This window comes from Brevibacillus reuszeri (assembly GCF_002897295.1).
GTDB classification, from domain to species: domain Bacteria; phylum Bacillota; class Bacilli; order Brevibacillales; family Brevibacillaceae; genus Brevibacillus; species Brevibacillus reuszeri_A.
In genome coordinates this window covers 240,868-259,300 of sequence record NZ_BEXF01000010.1, presented here as the reverse complement: position 1 = coordinate 259,300, position 18,433 = coordinate 240,868, and the positions used below count along the sequence as shown (strand labels likewise).

17 protein-coding genes are annotated in these 18,433 nt (G+C 47.5%); 12 read left to right on the top strand and 5 right to left on the bottom strand.

What is annotated here, in order from left to right:
* Positions 1 to 142: 142 nt before the first annotated feature.
* Positions 143 to 1,795, bottom strand: a complete 1,653-nt coding sequence (locus tag C3B52_RS18060) for a sigma-54 interaction domain-containing protein (RefSeq protein ID WP_235615767.1) — start codon at positions 1,793 to 1,795, stop codon at positions 143 to 145.
* Positions 1,796 to 2,153: 358 nt separating this feature from the next.
* Here C3B52_RS18060 and fmdA point away from each other — a divergent pair, with 358 nt between their 5' ends.
* The 5 genes from fmdA (at position 2,154) to C3B52_RS18035 (ending at position 5,431) form a co-directional block, all read left to right on the top strand.
* Positions 2,154 to 3,335: a formamidase gene (gene fmdA, locus C3B52_RS18055; RefSeq protein WP_103107797.1), complete on the top strand. Its 1,182-nt coding sequence runs from the start codon at positions 2,154 to 2,156 to the stop codon at positions 3,333 to 3,335.
* A gap of 86 nt (positions 3,336 to 3,421) precedes the next feature.
* Positions 3,422 to 3,733 carry an FmdB family zinc ribbon protein gene (locus tag C3B52_RS18050; protein WP_103107785.1) on the top strand — a complete coding sequence of 104 codons (312 nt, stop codon included), beginning with the start codon at positions 3,422 to 3,424 and terminating at the stop codon, positions 3,731 to 3,733.
* On the top strand, positions 3,636 to 4,376 hold the full coding sequence (locus C3B52_RS18045; RefSeq protein ID WP_235615766.1) for an AmiS/UreI family transporter: 741 nt from the start codon (positions 3,636 to 3,638) through the stop codon (positions 4,374 to 4,376). Before C3B52_RS18050 ends, C3B52_RS18045 begins: the two co-directional genes overlap by 98 nt.
* A gap of 170 nt (positions 4,377 to 4,546) precedes the next feature.
* Entirely contained in the window at positions 4,547 to 4,891 is a 345-nt protein-coding gene (locus tag C3B52_RS18040; RefSeq protein ID WP_049738409.1) for an ArsR/SmtB family transcription factor, read from the top strand.
* A 24-nt stretch (positions 4,892 to 4,915) separates the two neighbouring features.
* The gene (locus C3B52_RS18035) at positions 4,916 to 5,431 is read left to right on the top strand and encodes an SRPBCC family protein (RefSeq protein WP_103107783.1); all 516 of its coding nucleotides are present in this window, start codon (positions 4,916 to 4,918) and stop codon (positions 5,429 to 5,431) included.
* A 734-nt stretch (positions 5,432 to 6,165) separates the two neighbouring features.
* Here C3B52_RS18035 and C3B52_RS18030 read toward each other — a convergent pair.
* From C3B52_RS18030 to C3B52_RS18020, 3 genes are all read right to left on the bottom strand, one after another.
* The gene (locus C3B52_RS18030; RefSeq protein ID WP_103107782.1) at positions 6,166 to 7,323 is read right to left on the bottom strand and encodes a hypothetical protein; all 1,158 of its coding nucleotides are present in this window, start codon (positions 7,321 to 7,323) and stop codon (positions 6,166 to 6,168) included.
* 235 nt (positions 7,324 to 7,558) lie between these two features.
* A complete protein-coding gene (locus C3B52_RS18025) occupies positions 7,559 to 7,939 on the bottom strand; it encodes a VOC family protein (protein WP_103107781.1) in 381 nt (126 codons plus the stop codon).
* Positions 7,940 to 8,105: 166 nt separating this feature from the next.
* The gene (locus C3B52_RS18020) at positions 8,106 to 9,998 is read right to left on the bottom strand and encodes a helix-turn-helix domain-containing protein (protein ID WP_103107780.1); all 1,893 of its coding nucleotides are present in this window, start codon (positions 9,996 to 9,998) and stop codon (positions 8,106 to 8,108) included.
* Positions 9,999 to 10,152: 154 nt separating this feature from the next.
* Here C3B52_RS18020 and C3B52_RS18015 point away from each other — a divergent pair, with 154 nt between their 5' ends.
* Genes C3B52_RS18015 through C3B52_RS17990 form a run of 6 tightly spaced genes read left to right on the top strand, consistent with a single transcriptional unit; the run spans position 10,153 to position 16,807 of the window.
* Positions 10,153 to 11,733 (top strand): ABC transporter substrate-binding protein, encoded by a 1,581-nt coding sequence (locus C3B52_RS18015; RefSeq protein ID WP_103107779.1) that lies wholly within the window; start codon positions 10,153 to 10,155, stop codon positions 11,731 to 11,733.
* Between the two features lie 47 nt (positions 11,734 to 11,780).
* Entirely contained in the window at positions 11,781 to 12,698 is a 918-nt protein-coding gene (locus tag C3B52_RS18010) for an ABC transporter permease (protein ID WP_103107778.1), read from the top strand.
* A gap of 10 nt (positions 12,699 to 12,708) precedes the next feature.
* Positions 12,709 to 13,620 carry an ABC transporter permease gene (locus tag C3B52_RS18005; protein WP_201264905.1) on the top strand — a complete coding sequence of 304 codons (912 nt, stop codon included), beginning with the start codon at positions 12,709 to 12,711 and terminating at the stop codon, positions 13,618 to 13,620.
* Positions 13,621 to 13,634: 14 nt separating this feature from the next.
* Positions 13,635 to 14,639: an ABC transporter ATP-binding protein gene (locus tag C3B52_RS18000; RefSeq protein ID WP_103107777.1), complete on the top strand. Its 1,005-nt coding sequence runs from the start codon at positions 13,635 to 13,637 to the stop codon at positions 14,637 to 14,639.
* Entirely contained in the window at positions 14,629 to 15,597 is a 969-nt protein-coding gene (locus tag C3B52_RS17995) for an ABC transporter ATP-binding protein (protein WP_103107776.1), read from the top strand. The genes C3B52_RS18000 and C3B52_RS17995 overlap by 11 nt, the downstream gene beginning before the upstream one ends.
* A 28-nt stretch (positions 15,598 to 15,625) precedes the next feature.
* Positions 15,626 to 16,807 (top strand): M24 family metallopeptidase, encoded by a 1,182-nt coding sequence (locus tag C3B52_RS17990; RefSeq protein WP_103107775.1) that lies wholly within the window; start codon positions 15,626 to 15,628, stop codon positions 16,805 to 16,807.
* 159 nt (positions 16,808 to 16,966) lie between these two features.
* Here C3B52_RS17990 and C3B52_RS17985 read toward each other — a convergent pair whose 3' ends face one another.
* The gene (locus tag C3B52_RS17985; protein WP_103107774.1) at positions 16,967 to 17,209 is read right to left on the bottom strand and encodes a hypothetical protein; all 243 of its coding nucleotides are present in this window, start codon (positions 17,207 to 17,209) and stop codon (positions 16,967 to 16,969) included.
* A 354-nt stretch (positions 17,210 to 17,563) separates the two neighbouring features.
* Between C3B52_RS17985 and C3B52_RS17980 the strand changes: the two genes are divergently transcribed.
* Positions 17,564 to 18,349: a MerR family transcriptional regulator gene (locus tag C3B52_RS17980; protein ID WP_164684824.1), complete on the top strand. Its 786-nt coding sequence runs from the start codon at positions 17,564 to 17,566 to the stop codon at positions 18,347 to 18,349.
* Positions 18,350 to 18,433: the final 84 nt, after the last annotated feature.

Here is an 18,433-nt window from a genome sequence, read left to right as displayed (position 1 = left end):
CGAAGGTCTTAAGAGTCTTAAGGATAGGTATTTTCTTTTACGTCAAACTTAGATGAACCGCCGTATACCGAACGGTACGTACGGTGGTGTGAGAGGTCGGGGGTTAGTCACCCCCTCCTACTCGATTGTCCGCAGCTTGAACTTAGCTGAATTGACCAATACCGAGCTCTCTCATTTTTCGATAGAGTGTACTTCTGGCGCAACCCAGCTTTTTGGCTGCTGCACTGAGAGTGTGAGCTTCACTTAGTGCTTGCTGGATCGTTTGCCTTTCTACGTCTCGCAAAAGTGAATGCTCCTGTGCCCGTGGAGCTGCTACCGTCGCACCCTTTTCGGACTTTGGAGCATGCCTTTCGATTGGGAGGTGGTGAGCCGTGATCACCGGTTCATGAAAAGCAAGCAAAAAGGCTCGTTCCATCATATTGCGCAGCTCACGAACGTTACCGGGCCACGAGTGTTCAGAGAGAGCAAGCACTGCATCATCACAAATGCCAGTGGGTCCAGCACCGTACTGCTCATGGAGCTGCTTTAGGAAAACGTGAGCCAGAGGAGCGATGTCTTCCTTTCGATCACGCAGAGGGGGAATACAAATTTGTAAAACGTTCAGCCGATAATACAGGTCAGCACGAAACCGCCCTGCTTCTACTTCTTCATCCAGCTGGCGATTGGTGGCAGCAATGATTCGTACATCCAACTGTTTTTCATCATGGGACCCCAGCCTCATTACTTTACGTTCTTCGAGCACGCGGAGCAGCAGCACTTGTTGGTCTATCGGCATCTCACCAATTTCGTCCAGAAACAGCGTTCCCGTGCTGGCAGCTTCAAATTTCCCGATATATCCTCCTTTTTTAGCTCCGGTAAACGCTCCGTCTGTATATCCAAACAATTCACTGGCAATCAAATCGCGTGGCAAGCACGCTATATTTACAGCAATGAATGGTCCATTCTTACGCGAGCTGCTTTCGTGAATGGCGCGCGCAAGCACTTCTTTTCCTGAGCCTGTTTCTCCCAGCAACAACGTATTTGACCCAGATAAAGCGGCGATCGAAGCCGTTTTCAGCTGAGCTTTGTACTGTGGACTGTTTGTCGCGATTGCTGGGAAGGGATCGATCGGCCTGGAGTGAAAGGAAGCTCGCGGACGCATGAGTAAGAGACGATACGCTGCGTTCTCGCCCACGTCCAGTGTCTCGATTGTCCACAAGTTGAGGAGCTGCTCCTCCCATTCCTCCTCCAGAATCGTCCCTGGCCTCAGGGAGAATTGCTCGCGTGAAGGACGATTCGCATAGAGCACGACTCGTGTGTTGCTTATGGCAATTATGTATTCCAGGCTCTGTTCACCCCATGCGAATAGGAGCGCTTTCCAATCAGGCACGGATTCGGGGGGAGGTTGCTGGGTTGGGACGAGTTCTGTTGGATTGCGGGAGGCGATGTGCGTTATAGCATCTGCTAGCTTTCCCGTGTCGAGATAGTCGGTTTGATGGATAACGATAGAGGACGAGCCTTTTTTTTCTTGGAAGGAAAGATTGAATAAATGGCAGCCGTACTGCTGAAGAATCGGCAGGATGATTTGCATGCAGGGGGTAGTGATGACTCCCCAAAAAAGCTTGATGCCTTGCTGGGCTAGCGTAATGACCTGGGTAGCACAAACAAACGGATCAGATTGGATATCTCGAACGACAAAGGAAAAGGGAAGGACAGCTGCATCTTGGGTGAGGTCTGGATGAACCAAGGCTTGAGAGATTGTGCGGTGCTGTGATCGCCTGATGTCGGATGGGGTCCCAGTTAACGAGAGTAGCACGCCGACTTCAATAATTTGTATCGCATCCCTTCATGGCATGTGATTGTTGTCCGATCTTGCGACAAGTGTCCGATTTTGAAACAAAAAGCGAGATTACTACCAGGCGATGGTGTTGGGCAAGGGATGTGGTGGGAAAACGGGGAGCTAGCCAAAGGGGTGACTGATGTATTTTGCAACAGCCTTCTTACTTCCATTATACGGTCATCACACGCTCGAAATTAGTAGGAAATTTCATTTTATGCGAGATAATGCACTGCTCTCCAAAAAGCAGAGTAAGACAAAGCTGTTGGCATGTCTTTTGCTTGTTTATTTTCTGTGTAAGGCTCATGAATCTGCGGAAGACAAAGGAGGAAGTAGCATGCCAGAAGTATTGTTTCGCGTTGACTTGAACAAGCCGATGGAGGAACAGGAAACACCGGGTCATAACAGATGGCATCCAGATATTCCAGCTACAGTATCGGTCAACCCGGGAGCTGTTTTTCGGATTGAATGTAAAGACTGGACAGACGGCCAAATTTCAAACAACGACGATCCCTCAGACATCCGTGATGTAAACCTTAACCGCGTACACGTTTTAAGCGGGCCGGTGTGGGTCAACGGTGCTGAGCCGGGCGATCTGTTAGTGGTCGATATTTTGGATATCGGGGCTTTGCAGGGCTCGGAATGGGGCTTTAACGGCATTTTTGCCAGAGAAAATGGCGGTTGCTTCCTCGTCGACCATTATCCTGAAGCGGCGAAATCAATCTGGGACTTCCATGGGATTTATACGACCTCCCGTCATTTGCCAGGCGTCAAGTTCGCAGGCATTATCCATCCGGGCTTGATTGGTACAGCGCCCTCCCATCAATTGCTGGACAGATGGAACAGACGTGAGCGCGATCTGGTTTCAACCAATCCAGAACGTGTCCCACCGCTTGCGAATCTGCCAACTTCTCATAGTGCGGTGCTTGGAAAGCTGCAAGGCGCAGAGTTTGAGCGAATTGCCAGGGAAGCTGCACGTACAGTGCCACCGCGTGAAAATGGCGGAAACTGCGATATTAAAAACCTTTCCAAAGGAACAAGAATCTACTTCCCTGTCCATGTTGAGGGAGCAAAGCTGTCGATGGGAGACCTACACTTCTCACAAGGGGATGGAGAGGTAACCTTCTGCGGCGGTATCGAAATGGCCGGCTGGATGGATTTACATGTAGATGTGATCAAGGGCGGGATGGCGAAGTACAACATTATTAACAATCCCGTGTTCAAGCCAGGCCCCGTAGAGCCACACTATTCTGAATACCTCGTGTTTGAAGGCATCTCTGTCCACGAAACGACTGGACAGCAATACTATATGGATACGAATGTCGCTTATCGCAACGCGTGCCTGAATGCCATCGAGTATTTGAAAACAGCGATGGGCTTTACGGGAGAACAGGCATATATGCTGCTGGGTACGGCACCTGTTGAAGGAAGAATCGCAGGGGTTGTAGATATCCCGAATGCATGCTGCACGCTTTCGATTCCGACAAGTATCTTCGATCGAAACATTTTGCCGAAATAAAGGTCAGGTGGGGCGAAAATACATCTGCCCATAGCGTCCGAATGGCAGTCAGTTCATATCAGTAACTCAGTAAAGGAGCAGATACGATGCCGAGATACGATTTTTTGTGCGAAGAGTGTGGTCCGTTCATTCAGTGGTTGAAAATTAGTGAAATAACAGATAGCGTAGACTGCCCGAATTGCCAGCAACAGTCGAAGCGGATGTATTCTGCTCCGGGTCTGATTTTTACACCGCAAGCTTTACGTCAACGGATTGAACGAGGTGTAGAACCAAAAATTGTAAAGAGAGAATCGCACTCCCATGAAGGAGGGAGCTGCTCACATCACGGTCATTCACATGGGAAGCACACTCATACCCATCAACACGCCCAAAAGCGCCCATGGATGGTGGGGCACTGAGGCGTCAAAGGAAGGGATGCCGTTGTCAAATGTAGGGTTGTTGTACGTCGGAGGTGTTTTGTTTCTCAACAGCATCATGCTGCTAGGCAAGGTGGAAGGAAAAAGTGCAGGCATTTTTAATCTGTTTGTTGGTGTTCTGCAAGTCATTACTCCGCTTTACCTGATCATGACTGCTGGTGGGGATACTGCTGCTATTTTAGGTGCAGCCGGAATCTTCTTGTTTGGCTTCACCTATTTGTACGTAGGCATCACCAATCTATGCAATCTTGATACGACAGGCGTCGGCTGGTATTCACTGTGGGTCGCCATTCTTGCCATCGGGTTTTCGCTCGTCAACTTCATCACTTTTGGAGATATGAAGTTCGGCATAATTTGGTTGATGTGGGCATTTCTCTGGACTTTGTTCTTTATTCTTTTAGGATTGAAGCGAGACATTGGCAGATATACGGGCTTCGTTACATTAATTCAGTCTTGGGTTACGGCAGCTATTCCTGCCTTTCTTTCCATGACGGGTCTGTGGAACGATATTCCGTCTGGCCTCGTCTGGGTCATTACACTTTTATGTGCTGCGGCCTTTGTTTATTTGTATTTTGCGGCGAAGCCCGCTTCCCGAAAAGAACCGACAAATACGGTTCCTGCTTAAATATCGCGGTGGAAAATGGCATCGGGTAAATCCGGTGTCATTTTTTATTTTAAAATATTCCTTTGCAGGAATATTCCTTACGGTGTATATTTAAATCAACAAGAAGATGACCAAACTGATGAAGGAGATGATATGATACCGGGAGACCATAACTGAACGAGGTGAGTGACATGTCAGGGATGAATCCGGGCATGGACATGACGACTCTGAACGCTTTGGCGGAACCGAATCGATTGAATATCGTCGAACTCTTGCGCGATGGCCCACTGACCGTAGGGGAAATTGCTGAACGGCTGGAGCTTCGTCAGCCCCAGGCTTCAAAGCACTTGAAGGTGCTTAGTGATAGCGGGATTTTGGAAGTGAAGGCCGAAGCCAACCGGCGGATTTACAAGCTCCGACCAGAGCCGTTCAAAGCATTGGATGCTTGGGCGAAATCCTTCCAGCGCGTCATGGAGGACAGGTTCGACAATTTGGAAGAATACTTGCGTGAGCTGCAAAACAAGGAAAAACCATAAGATCATTCAAGAGGAGGAGTTAGAATGTCTAAAAATGCAATGGTTTCAAGGGTAGAAAACGATCGGGTACTGGTGCTGGAGCGTGTTTTTGACGCACCGCGCGAGCTCGTGTTCCAAATGTTCAAAGAGGCTGAGCATCTCAAGCGCTGGTGGGGGCCGAGGGGCTGGGAGATTCCGGTATGCAACGTTGATTTCCGTCCGGGTGGTGTTTGGCACTACTGCATGAAATGCGTAGATCAGAGCCAAGGCGATTTTTACGGCATGGAATCATGGGGCAAAGGTGTTTATAAGGAAATTGCCGAGCCAGAAATGATCAGCTACACGGATTATTTCTCGGATGCAGAGGGTAATACAAACCCGGAGCTGCCATCTACCGACGTCACGCTGGAATTCATCGAGCAAGACGGTAAGACGAAGCTGGTCAATCGCGGTGAATACGTATCAGCAGAGGCTCTCAAGACCGTGATGGACATGGGTATGCTGCAGGGCATTACCGAGACATGGGATCGTTTGGAAGAGCGTCTGAACGAGGTCAAGTAAGGAAAGAGGAGGATCGCCGCCTGGCTATGAGTGCTGGGCGGCATTTTTATCCCTTTTGTCCAAAATAGCAGGGCTTCATCATTTCCAAAACACCCAATACATTGCAGGCCCAGAGGCAATCCGTCTATTTTTGTGAATGGCACACTGAACGTTGGGAGTCCCGCGTACGACCAGATTGCGGTCATGCCTGACCAACCGGTTATTTCAAACCCTTTTGGTGCTACACCTCCCTGAGAAGGTGAAATCCACCAGGCTTCATGGATCTGAGCCATTTCGCCTTGAACCATTCGAATCATGGGATCACCAGCCAGGAAAGCATCCTCCCATGGCATATCAACATGGCGAATAGTGTATCCAGCTTTGTTCAGTGATTGAAGCTGGTGTTCAAAGGCAAGTCTAACCTCATCGGACATAAAACTCATATACACACCATTTGGAACACCAAGTACAGGTTTTTTATCGGAGGAAAAGGGGTGCCAGTCAGGAAGGAGATGGGAGCATGCCAATTGCATGCTGTCCAAATCTTGTGTGAAAAAGCCGATGGTGTCAAAAGAGGGTGACAGTCGGATCCCAGCATGTGGCTGTTGCAATTTTACGATACCACGGACTGAGTTTCGTCTCCCGGCGATATATGATGGTTCTATGACGATTTTCCGTTTTATGGAAGTGGACTGCTTGTTAGATTAGAAAAGGCAGCCGAACTATTCAGCTGCCTTTTCAGTGGATTGGCGTAGTCACGGGCTGACTTTGTGGAACTGCCCATTTCCTAATGAAAATACCTGTCCTTTTTCATTTAAGAGAAAGAGCTGCTGGTTATTCGAAGTAAGATCGCGAATATTTTGGAGTTCAGGTAACGTTCTCCACGGATTTACAAAAATATCGGGGAAAGTCCTTGTGTCATTTACCACACTCTCACCCATTACTTGTTCCTGGATAATATACGTATATAGTCCTTTCCTTTCTTCATTTTCGGCTCGTGCATATCCGAAAGGACCTTGAAATGTCACTTGCTTGTAGGCGGACGGGAGATTTTTGGCTTTCTCAATTAGAAAGCTTTCCAAGTGAAAGCCTGGAGTTACTTCTGTTACCTTACGATGTCTGTCCTTCCAATAAAAATAGCGATCAGATAGCTGCGTGACCTCGTCACATATCAGTTGCTTCTCGGATTCCTGAAATGGGGTATAAGCCCATAGTTGATTGTTTTTCACATAATAGATCCCATTGAAAAATTCATCATTTTTGGGATAAGGGGGCATGAGATCAAAAACAGCTCCAAGCTGAGCAACGTCTTGATCGATCATTTTTCGCGTCAGGTTTCTATCCACGAAAACAAGGTTATCGTTGCCGTCAATGATGAAGTAGCCCTCTTTTCCATAATCCACCTTTTCCAGAACGACCTGTTTGGTTTTTGTTTCGACCTGCTTGGGCTTTGGGTAAGTTTTCGAGCCTTCCTTTGCAAAATCAGCATACCATAGTGAGCCATTCACTAATTGGACGTAGTACCCTCCGTACGTGGAAGTGTACACTTCTTTCGCTCCTGTCAGCTCCTTGATTTGTACAGGTGCCTTATTATCTGTGGATAAATACAAGCGATTTTGTTGATCAATTACGAAAAGATAGTCATGATACTTTTCAAATTGTCTGTTGCTGATACCGAATATACGTTTAGCAGACATGGACTTAAACGGCTGAACCAGCTGATAATTTCTCCCCATGTAGGCATCGCTCATGTAGCGTCGTTCAAAAGGATAATCCTCAAAATAAGCTGGTAATTCAGTCTGGGTTTCCTCCATATTGACAGTGACCTGTGCAAACACGGCCGAACAACCTAGAGCAGCGATGCCAGCGAATGTTAATAGTCCTCCCTTGCAAGCTAACGAAATTTTTCTCATGTGTCCCTCCCATTGAATCGTAGCTTTTCTCGATCCTTTACATAGCAGAAAAAATTGTTCTCATCAGATTCAGACAAAATAAAAACGGAAAAGTTTCTCTGTTTTTGTAAAAAATTACTTTATTATAGGGATGTGCTGAACTATTGATGATAAGACTTCATTCCGCACAAAAAAACGGCCGACGATTGTTGTCAGCCGCATTATAATGATCCATCCCTCGTCAAACGATCGCAAGCTACTTCTTCTCCAGCACAGCAAAGTAATTCTCTTCGTTATCTGCAAAGTTAAATACGCGGCCAGAGGGCATTGTTACAAGGTCTCCGACTTTCACATTTTTATTGGACAGCTCGCTACGCAGATCATCGATATTCTCAGAAAAAAACAGGAGAGAAGGGGTAGCAAGATTTAAACCAGGGGACATTTTAGCTACGAATTCCTTATTGTGGAGAATGATGCTTGTTTCTGCGTCCTTGGTTGGCGCAATCTCAATCCATCTCATTCCTTGACCGTTGTTTTCTTCAGAAATGACGCTAAATCCTAATTTCTCCGTCCAAAAATCAACCGCTGCATCCTGGTTATTTACATACAACATAATTTGACCGACTTTGCTGATCATTGATTGTTCTCCTCTCTATTATAAAAAATACCAAAAACCCGATGCTCCTATTCCTTTCCATCGCTAGGGCTTCTGATACACCGAGGCCACTCTCGCGTGTACAGGTAATGAATGAACCGACTAGCCTTCCTCTATTACATACCGAAACCTTACTTACAGACATTCCCTAGGAATACGATTTGCTCTCTGCCCTGCGTTGGGCGAGTCGCTGCTCGATTTGCACCTCCAATAGCTGATAGACGTGGATGGCCATGCATACATCCATGAAATGCTTATGATCCGTGAGTGAAAAGCCTAATATATCCTCGGTGCGTTTGATGCGGTATATCAAGGTGTTCAGATGGATATTGAGGCTTTGGGCAGTTTCTTTCATTTTCAAGCTGTTGTCCAGATAGGCAGAAAGGGTTAGTAAAAACTCTCTTTTCCTGGCCTTTTCATAAGAGAGCAGCGGGCCTAAAACATCGAGTACATAGGCGATGAGGTCATCTGCTGAGTTTTGCAAGAGCAGGCGGTTGCCTCCAAGCTCCGTATAGCTGACATATCGCAAATCTGTTTGATAGGTTTTTAAAAATTGCAAACATTTAGCTGCCTCCTCTGACGATTTATACACCTCATGCAAGCCACGCTTCACACTTCCAATTCCGATTGTTGCTTTCAAGCCCCATTTTTGTTTCTGAATGTACTCTCCGAAAAGCTGACATTGCTCTTTGAGATGGCGCTGTGTTTCCAGCTCCGAGAATGACTGTGCATATGAGAGCAGGATGACCAGATGATCGTTTTTGGTCACGATCAACCCATGCGGATAGCGCTGCAAAAAAAGCTCTGTCGCTACCTGCGTGAGGTTTCTGCGAACGGCCAGAATACGCTTGTACAGGTCGAATGAATCATGCTGGGTGCTTTCCAGATTAATGGTCAGAACCTGATAGGAACGGTTTGCGTCAAGCTGCAGATGCTTCGCTTGATCAATGAGCTGGTGATTAATTTTTCCGGTAAAAAGCTCCTCAATAAAATGCCCCTTCAAATTTTGCTGAGTTTCAAAAATCGCCTGTTCTTTTACGAGCTCAAAGGATATTACGGTGCTTGCGTGCTCCAGAGCAGCCTTGTCGATCTCATCAAACGGGTCTGAAGTGAGCAAAGCCAAATAGCCGAGTAAATTTGCTCTAGCCCCGATGGGAAGCAAGCTAAATCCATTTGTGGTTGCGCTTACTTCTGGTAGTGGCCGGGGTATGCAGCCTAACGGCAAGGAGTGAATCACATTGCGAATCTGCGCGAGCTTTTCTTCCTCGGCTGCCGTGAGAGGCTTGGTGGATGAAGCGATCAGCTCGCCCATTTGATCGAGCAGGAGAATAGGCGTCCCCATTAATTGCTGAATGTATGGCAAAATGGCGTTTACGCCTTCCCCATGCAAAACGAGATCCGCCAGGTGCCGATGAATTTCCAGTGACCGATTTAGTGACTGATTTTGTCGGTTCATTTGCACGTTCATTTCTTCGAGTAATGAGATCGAGATTTCCCGCGCTCGGTAAAGACTGGCTTTTTCCAAGGCAACTGCTGCTTGATGAGAGATGGCTTCGAGCAGCTGCAAATCATCTGGTTGAAACGATTTGTCAGGATGGAAGCAGTCGAGCGTAATTACTCCAATGCATACACCATTCGTCATGATAGGGGCGCAAGCTGCGGAGTAGGGAAAGATCGGATCGGCTGCCTGCAATTTAGCCTGATTGATCGCGGACATGGTGCGGGTTGCCTGATAGACGCTCTCCCTGTCGGGGAATAACGTGCATTTTTTGTTCAAATAGGTGATGCCCGTCATCGATTCACCCGGCTTTAGTCGAACTACGGAGAGAATATCATTACTTTTCAGGAAGATACTTTTGGCGATGAGATAGTCTTCTTCTGGGTCGTACAAAAACAAATAGCCTTCGTCAGCAGCTTCAATGACAGATAGCGTCTCTTTCATAATCGTATTGAAGACAACATCGAGCTCCAGAGTGGAATTAATGGCGTTTGACACTTGAATCAGCATTTGCAATTGTCTGTGACTCAGCTCTCGTTTCATGGGTTCCGGCCACTCCTTTTTCGTTAAATCATACAAGTTTACGCTCCAAAATTCATAGAAACATACGTAGAAAGAAATACTCTCTTTGATAAAATGTAAGTGAATTCCGAATTTTTCGTTATATCTGACTCAATTAGAGAAGAGGGGGATTACCTTGTTACGGAAAAATCGAATGCTTCTGGTCTTGCTTCTGCTTTTTGCCGTTTTCCTTACAGCTTGTACGCCTGAAACGGCAGGCACGGCCCCGGCTACCTCACAACCAGCTGGTCAGCCTGCAACCAGTACCGAATCCCCTGCTGCGCCTTCTCAAGAACTGATCATTGGATTTGAAGCCGATGCCGCTACCATGTTAGCAAACACGGATGTCAATTACGTTACAGATATCCAGATTCGCAATATTTATGATCCGTTGATCGACCGGGATGAAAAAGGAGCCTTGATTCCGAGCCTGGCGACGGAGTGGAAAAACCTTGATCCTCTCACATGGGAGATCAAGCTTCGTGAAGGTGTGAAATTCACGAATGGAGAGCCGTTCAATGCCGAGGCAGTGAAGTTCAACATTGACTATATTTTGGATGAAAAGAACAATTCCTTTTACCGCTCTCGCTGGAAGGATATTAAAGAAGTAAAAGTGATCGATGACAATACCGTTCACATCATCACGTCTCAACCGTTTCCTACTTTGTTGCTGAGAATTACGGATGATTTGTTGATTATGGCACCGAAGCATACGCAGGAAGTGGGCTTGGAAAAGGCGGCCATGAATCCGATAGGAACAGGCGCTTACAAGTTTGAAAAGTGGACTCGCGATGATTCACTCAAGCTGGTGGCAAATGAGGACTACTGGCAAGGTCCCCCAACAATTAAGCAGCTGACCTTTAAAATCATTCCAGAATTCAGTGCGCGACTGTCAGCTTTTCTGAGTGGAGAAATTCATCTGTTCAAAAATGTCCCTGTCGATTCAGTAGAGCGCGTGAAAAGTAGTGAGAACGGTACAATCGCGATGGTCGGGTCCTCCCGTATTAACTACCTGGCTCTCAATACGTTTTACGATGGTCCTTTGAAGGATAAGAGAGTACGTCAGGCACTGAATTACGCGATTGATGTGGACGAGCTGTTGAATTCTGTGCTCAACGGAAACGGAACGAAAATGACAGGACCGCTGTCAAAAGTGAACGTAGATTACACGGAAACTAAAGACTACGGCTATGATCCGGATAAAGCGATTGCTTTGCTAAAAGAAGCAGGTATTGATCCGAAAAGCCTGAAGCTCCAGCTGGATACGCCAAACGGACGCTATCCAATGGATACCCATGTGGCCCAAGCGATCGCATCGCAGCTGCAAAAAATCGGGATTCAGGTTAACGTGCAGGCAAATGAATGGGGAAATCATCTCGCCAAGATTCGTCAGCATGAAATGAAGGATATGTTTATCCTCGGTTGGGGTCCTGCCTTTGACGCACAAGGTACGATCGAAAATCTATTTACAGAAAAAGCACCGTATAGCGGCTTTTACGACAAGGACGTAGAAGCGATGATCCAAAAAGCACTGCCAGTCTTCGATCCTGCCGAGCGCAAAAAAGCATTCGATGATTTGCAGCATCGGTTGGTCGATGAAGCCGCTTGGGTACCACTTTGGCAGCAAGGCGATCTGTATGCTGTCTCCAAAAAACTGCAGTTCACACCACGTCCGGATGAAAAGTTCCTGGTGTTCGAGATGAAGTGGAATCAGTAGCCGTGCTTTCACATAGAAAGTGAGATTTACGCAGGCAGGAGGGTTCTATGCTAGATTATCTCATCAAGCGAACGGGTCAAGTGATAGTCGTGCTTTTTCTGGCGCTGACGACGGTTTTCTTCATTATCCGTTTGTCCGGCGATCCTACCGCACTTTTTCTGCCGCCAGATGCTCCACGGGAACAGCTCGAAGAATTCCGCAAAACGCTTGGGTTTGATCGCCCGTTATACGTTCAATATACGGAGTTCATAGCCAATGCTGTACAAGGTGACTTTGGAAATTCCCTGCGAACCCGTGAGGATGCTCTGCAGATGGTGCTGGATCGGATACCGGCGACATTTCAGCTTGCTTTTACATCGCTCGGACTTTCTCTTCTGATCGCACTGCCGATCGGCATTCTTTCGGCATACAAGCGAAATACGCTGCTTGATCAGACAGGAGTTGCTTTTACGGTGCTGGGCCAGGCATTGCCAAGCTTTTGGCTCGGGCTCATCCTGATCTATCTATTTGCTGTTCAGTTAAAATGGCTGCCAACAGGAGGGGGAGGGTCACTGATTCATTTGATTCTACCTGCGATGACCCTGGCTGCGTACAGTGTAGCACGCTTTGCCCGCTTTACCCGATCGACCATGCTGGACGTTTTGCGAAAGGATTATATTCGGACAGCAAAAGCATCGGGTGTACCCACTTACAAAATCCTCTCCGTGTACGCGTTGAAAAATACGTTGATCCCCATTATCACGCTCGTTGCACTGGATTTGGGTGTCTTGCTCGGAGGGGCGGTTATTGTGGAGGCAGTCTTTTCCTGGCCAGGAATGGGCCGACTATTGATGCAATCGCTGTTAAACAGGGATTTTCCGGTCGTCATGGCGGGCGTGTTCTTGATCGCTTTCATCTATTCCGTGATGAACTTCGTGGTCGATGTGCTCTATGCCTACGTCAATCCGCAAATTCGATTCAAGTAGGGGGTGCCGCATGAACCAAACGACCATTACCACAACCGGAGTCAACCCTCAACCCGTGAATATGCTTCGTAAAAGAGAGCCAAAATGGCGAAGCTTGTTGCGGCAGCTGCTCAAAAGTCCGACAGGTACCATCGGTTTTCTCATCATACTCGGTGTCCTGTTCCTCGGTTTATGTGGTCCATGGGTAGCGCCTTACGATCCGAATCAGGCAGAGCTCGGCAAAAAGCTGCTGCCGCCGCTGTCTGACGGACATTGGCTGGGAACCGACCAGCTCGGACGTGACATTTTTTCCAGACTGATCCACGGTTCGAGTGTCTCACTTATTATCGGAAGCTGCACCGTTCTGTTTGCAGGGTTGATCGGGACAACGCTTGGTCTCATTGCCGGGTATTTTCGCGGCTGGGCAGATATCATCATCATGCGGATCGTCGATGTGAAGCTGAGCTTTCCTTTTGTTTTGCTGGTACTGGTGATTAACGCTGTGATGGGGGCAGGGCTGCAAAATATTATCATCTCGCTTGTGTTTGCCGGCTGGATCATCTACGCAAGGGTGGTTCGCAGCGAGGTATTGGCTTTACGGGAAAAGGAGTTCATCCTCTCTTGTATCGCTACCGGCGTGCCTCGATGGGAGATCATACTTCGGCATATTGTCCCAAACCTGTTCACACCGATTATTGTCCTTTCATCCTTGCAAATCGCCACTTATATCATTGCGGAAGCCTCGATCAGCTTTTTAGGCTTTGGTGTTCAACCTCCACAACCAGCCTGGGGCAACATGCTCAGCGAAGGCAAGGATTACATTTTCAGTGCCTGGTGGCTGATTACCTTTCCTGGCATTGCGATTGTCATCACGGCATTAGGTGTCAATCTGTTTGGGGATTGGCTGCGTGATGTTCTCGATCCGGAGCTGAAGGGAAATTGAAAGAGGTGACGAGGATGGGCAAAGGGTCCCCTATTTTAGAGGTAAAGCAATTACAAACCCATATCAAGACTGCTGGTGGAGTGGTCAAAGCCGTAAATGGAGTAGACCTGACTGTTCATGCGGGAGAAACCGTAGGGATTGTGGGCGAGTCAGGCTGTGGGAAAAGCGTCACCTCGTTATCCGTGATGGGGCTGTTGCCAAAGCCAATGGCTTACGTAGAAAGCGGGCACATTCTCTTTGATGGTCGTGACATTACCGAGCTGCCCGAAAAGGAGATGCGAAAGCTGCGGGGCAACGAAATCTCGATGATTTTTCAAGAACCGATGACTTCCCTCAATCCCGTTTTTACAATCGGACAGCAGCTAAGCGAGCCGCTCAGACAGCATACAAGCTTAAACAAAAAGCAAATCCGTACCAAAATCATCGAGATGCTGCGGTCGGTAGGAATTCCGCGAGCCGAGCAGATCATCGACGAGTATCCGCATCAATTGTCTGGAGGGATGCGGCAGAGAGCGATGATAACGCTCGCCATGCTTTGTGAACCAAAGCTTTTGATCGCGGATGAACCGACGACGGCGCTCGATGTGACGATTCAAGCGCAAATCCTGCAGCTGATGAGGGGGATCAAGCATGAAAAAAGGATGTCGATCCTGCTGATTACTCACGACCTTGGAGTTGTTGCCGAAATGTGTGATCGCGTCGTAGTCATGTACGCAGGTCAGGTGGTGGAAAATGCGGATGTGCAGACGATTTTCAATTCACCGAAGCATCCGTATACAAGAGGACTGCTTGCATCCATGCCTAACTCCAATGAGCGCAAAGGAGAGCTGAAATCGATCCCGGGAAGTGTGCCTCGTCCAGACGAGCTGCCACAAGGCTGCACATTCGCACCCCGTTGCACAGAGGCAGTGGAGAAGTGCTGGCAGGAGAGACCACCGCTCCTTTCCTTGACTCATCAGTCTTGCCGGTGCTGGCTATATACGCACGAGCATCAGGAGGTTGCTGCCCATGCTACCTGAGCCTTTGTTAGAAATCAAACAGCTGAAAAAATACTACGATATCAAGAAAGGCTGGTTTCAGCCAAAGCAGCAAGTAAAAGCAGTCGATGATGTTTCCTTTACGGTGTACAAAGGGGAGACGTTCGGACTGGTGGGTGAGAGTGGCTGCGGAAAGTCCACGACGGGTCGAGCGATTCTCAGGCTGCAGGAAATGACTTCAGGTGAAATCTGGTTTCAAGGAGAAAATATTGCAGGTTTCTCCTATGAAAAAATGAGAAAGCTGCGCCGCAAAATGCAGATGGTCTTCCAAGACCCATACGCTTCTCTGAATCCAAAAAAGACGATCCTGCAAATCTTGACGGAGCCGCTGCGCGTTCATGGCTTGTACTCGCAGGAAGAACGAGTCAAAAAGGCGATTGAAATTTTGGAAGTCGTCGGACTCTCAGAATATCACCTGCATTCGTATCCGCATGAATTTTCCGGGGGACAGCGCCAAAGGATCGGAATTGCCAAGGCCGTGATTCTCCAGCCGGAGCTAATTATTGCGGACGAGCCGGTTTCTGCACTGGATGTTTCGATTCAGTCACAGGTCATTAATTTGCTGCTGAAATTACAACGGGACTTCCAGCTTACCTATTTATTCATTTCACACGATCTGGGTGTCGTTCGACATATCACGGATCGGGTTGGCGTGATGTACCTCGGTAAGCTGGTGGAGCTGGCGAAGACGGAGGACATATTTGCCGCCCCTAAGCACCCGTACACCAAGGCCCTTTTGTCTGCCGTTCCGATTACGCATCCAGACGAGGAAAAGGACCGCGTGATTCTGACTGGGGATGTACCGAGCCCGTTAAATCCACCGCAGGGCTGTACGTTTCACCCGCGTTGCCCGGATTGCATGATGATCTGCAAAACAGAAAAGCCGCCCGTAGTTGATTTAGGCAATCATGTCGTCGCTTGCCACATTTATTCCACATAAAATCAAACGATGAAAAGAGGAGATTTGTATGTTACTAGCCATTCCAAAAGCAGAAATTCTTGAGCGCCAGCAAAAGCTTTTTGCGAGACTGCAACAAAATCAGCTGGATTGTGCCATTTTGTTTAGCGTCACCGATATTTTTTACCTGACAGGCTTTCATTTTCACCCGACAGAAAGACCGATTGGCTTTTTCATTGATTCCAAGCAGCAAACGCATCTGTTCGTTCCGGCACTTGAGCATGAGCATGCTGAGGAATTCGCGTATGTAGACAAGGTTCATTCCTATCCTGAATATCCAGGACTGCGTCATCCGATGGAATATTTTAAGGACGCCTTGCTTGAAGCAGGCTTCGTAGGAAAACGGGTAGGCTTTGATGCAGACGGCTACGGCTCCTCCATGGGCTATCGCGGACCTAAAGTGAGCCAGTTTTTAGAGGCACAGCAGTTCCAATCGATTTATGGCTGGGTGGAAGAAATGCGGGTCATCAAATCTCAAGCGGAAATTGAGCTGATCAAGGAATCATGCCGTTGGGGAAATCTGGCTCACCGCTTGCTGCAAAAATACTCCAAGCCCGGTCTTAGCGAAATCGAAATCACAACGCGAGCGAGCTCTGAGGCGACCATGGCAATGATTGAGACGCTTGGAGCTGATTACAAGCCGCATGGAAACACTGCTTATGCCATTTTCCGTGGGCAAGTAGGGGCGATGTCCGCTTTCCCACATGCGGTGACCCAAAACCTCGTCCTGAAAAAGGGCGATACACTCGTCACGGGAGCAGCTGGTGAAGTATGGGGCTATCACAGTGAGCTGGAGCGGACGATGTTTGTGCAGGAGGTAAGCAAGGAACAAGAAAAATATTTCAATTACATGGTTCAAGCACAAGACATCGCCTTCGAAAACATCAAGCCCGGGATTCCCATGTCAAAAGTGGAGGAAGCAGTCCAAGCATTCTTTAAAGAAAACGAAATTCAGCATCTGACCTCGCATCATACCGGACATGCTATAGGACTACTTGGACATGAGGCTCCGTTCTTTGACCTTGGAGATCACACGATCATTCAACCAGGCATGGTTTTGACTGTTGAGCCAGGTATATATGTCCGCGGGCTGGGTGGCTTCCGTCATTCTGATACTGTAGCTGTTACAGAGGATGGAATCGAAATGCTGACGTACTATCCGCGGGATTTGAATTCGATGATTTGCATTTAGGGAAAAAGGAATTGTACAGAGAAATCAATTAAGTGGTACTGCGTGGTCAGAGCAATGATCACGCAGTACCTTTTTTGTTAGTAAGTAATAGCCTCCGCTCAAGCTCTCATAATAAAGGCACTCTACATCATGAAGTAGAGTGCCGCAGATTATTTACGATTATCTGATTCGGTGCATGTGACCAGTGCTGATTGCACGGATTGCGTAGTCATTGTAATACGTGCCGGGTTTTTCACTTCCAACGTTAACACTGACATGACGACCGTTTGCAGTGTCACAATCAGATAGATTCAAAAAAATACACTTTTCCAACTGGATGATTCCAATGAAAATCGTTTCTCCTTCTGTATGGTCCCAAATAGAAAGGTAGATAGAAACGATAGGCTTTACACAACGGTTCACGCTCTCTTTCTCTTATTACCGGGTCTGGTATTTCCGGATGTTTTTATTATACGGAAGGAGACTGGCAGCCTGCAAAGTCAAAGGACGCTCCTATCAGGCGAGCAATAGGCACAATTCGTACCTTTTGGCAGAAGAAGGCATGCGCGCTCTTGTTTTTAAGCTGTGGCTCACTCGCAGACATGTTTTCAGGTGAGGAAAGGAATTTCATGATATGTCATGGATGTCGGAGGAGTCATGGTCCGCTAAGACAAGTTGACGTGAAAAGGATATTTTGACCATAATAATAGGAACATCACAAATAGCTGTTGGCGGCATGCCGGCAGCTTTTTTTCTCGTAACTGGAAAAAGAATAAAGTGTCTAACATAGAGTCGTTATCTCATGAAAAGGTGTTGATTGGCCTGGGAGAAAAAACGTACGGAACCGGTGAGATCGCCAAGCTTCTGCAAATAACGAAGCGAACTCTGCGCTTTTATGATCAGATCGGTCTACTGATACCGTCTGCCTTGTCTGAGGGCGGTCACCGTATCTATACGGAGGAGGAAATCGAAAAGCTGTACAAGATTCGTCTGCTAAAGGCACTCGGTTTAAACCTGAAGCAGGTAAAGCTCATATTTGACGAGTCCACGTTGGAGTGGGAAGACTTGTTGCAGCAGCAGCTAGAAGAAATCGAGAATCAGATGAAAACGTACAAGCTTATGCAGGAAATCATCCTGGTTGTGCAACGCTCCATCAAGCTGGAAGGAAAGATGGATTGGGATAACTTATTCCGATATTTGCACCTTTTGTATGAAACAAAGCCCGATGCCAGGAAGATTGGCTTAATCAATTTGTTCACCGAAGAAGAGCTCGATTTCCTCGAAAAGCATCTTCCGCGCATTCAGGACGATGATCCGCGGACACAGGAATTCATAGAGCTGTTTGCGGAAATAAAAGCGGATGAAAATCGAGATCCGACCTCGGAAAAGGCAAAGGAATGGGCAAAGCGCTTCCTGCAAGCAAGCGACCGTATTTTTGCAGGTAGAGAAGAGCTGCGTGAGAAGCTGTGGCGCATTCAAAAAGAAGCCCCTGAATTGATCACGCACTATCCGGTTGATAACAGCATCCTTGATTTCATCGAAGCGGCGATCAAGCAGCTGTAGTAAATCTTTATTTCCATTCATCGACTTTGAACCTATAATGTTACTTGGGAATATCCTCTATCCTATGGTATAATTTTGTCGCCA

What these genes read in the sequence shown, in the direction of transcription:
- fmdA (WP_103107797.1), top strand. Translation starts at nt 2,154, where the DNA reads ATGCCAGAAGTATTGTTTCGCGTTGACTTGAACAAGCCGATGGAGGAA.
- C3B52_RS18050 (WP_103107785.1), top strand. Translation starts at nt 3,422, where the DNA reads ATGCCGAGATACGATTTTTTGTGCGAAGAGTGTGGTCCGTTCATTCAG.
- C3B52_RS18045 (WP_235615766.1), top strand. Translation starts at nt 3,636, where the DNA reads ATGAAGGAGGGAGCTGCTCACATCACGGTCATTCACATGGGAAGCACA.
- C3B52_RS18040 (WP_049738409.1), top strand. Translation starts at nt 4,547, where the DNA reads ATGTCAGGGATGAATCCGGGCATGGACATGACGACTCTGAACGCTTTG.
- C3B52_RS18035 (WP_103107783.1), top strand. Translation starts at nt 4,916, where the DNA reads ATGTCTAAAAATGCAATGGTTTCAAGGGTAGAAAACGATCGGGTACTG.
- C3B52_RS18030 (WP_103107782.1), bottom strand. Translation starts at nt 7,323, where the DNA reads ATGAGAAAAATTTCGTTAGCTTGCAAGGGAGGACTATTAACATTCGCT.
- C3B52_RS18025 (WP_103107781.1), bottom strand. Translation starts at nt 7,939, where the DNA reads ATGATCAGCAAAGTCGGTCAAATTATGTTGTATGTAAATAACCAGGAT.
- C3B52_RS18020 (WP_103107780.1), bottom strand. Translation starts at nt 9,998, where the DNA reads ATGAAACGAGAGCTGAGTCACAGACAATTGCAAATGCTGATTCAAGTG.
- C3B52_RS18010 (WP_103107778.1), top strand. Translation starts at nt 11,781, where the DNA reads ATGCTAGATTATCTCATCAAGCGAACGGGTCAAGTGATAGTCGTGCTT.
- C3B52_RS18005 (WP_201264905.1), top strand. Translation starts at nt 12,709, where the DNA reads ATGAACCAAACGACCATTACCACAACCGGAGTCAACCCTCAACCCGTG.
- C3B52_RS18000 (WP_103107777.1), top strand. Translation starts at nt 13,635, where the DNA reads ATGGGCAAAGGGTCCCCTATTTTAGAGGTAAAGCAATTACAAACCCAT.
- C3B52_RS17995 (WP_103107776.1), top strand. Translation starts at nt 14,629, where the DNA reads ATGCTACCTGAGCCTTTGTTAGAAATCAAACAGCTGAAAAAATACTAC.
- C3B52_RS17990 (WP_103107775.1), top strand. Translation starts at nt 15,626, where the DNA reads ATGTTACTAGCCATTCCAAAAGCAGAAATTCTTGAGCGCCAGCAAAAG.